The sequence below is a fragment of the Roseovarius halophilus (ex Wu et al. 2025) genome (genome assembly GCF_047086965.1).
Genome location: NZ_JBKOTX010000662.1, coordinates 1 through 257, shown reverse-complemented (window position 1 = coordinate 257; position 257 = coordinate 1). Strand labels below are relative to the sequence as shown.

The 257-nt window shown below is 74.3% G+C and carries 1 protein-coding gene; it reads left to right on the top strand.

Annotated features, from left to right (window positions below):
• Positions 1 to 257: hypothetical protein (locus ACH107_RS33950; protein ID WP_412509940.1), on the top strand; the 257-nt coding region annotated here is incomplete at both ends.

Here is a 257-nt window from a genome sequence, read left to right as displayed (position 1 = left end):
TGCGCGACGCCTACGCCATGGAAGCCGCCGACCCCGCCGTCTTTCGCTTCGGGCTGCCGGTGGCGCTCGCGCCGCTGATCACCGCGCGCCTGCCGGTGCCGGCGGTCTCTGCCCCCTACGCCCTGCCGATGGCCGAGGCCGCGCTGTACAGCCTGCTGGCGGTGTTGATCTTCACGTTCTGGCCGCTGTCGCGGACGCAGGAAATCCGCGCGGCGACCCTGTTCCGGGATGGCAGCGCCCCCGCGCGGGCGCTGCCG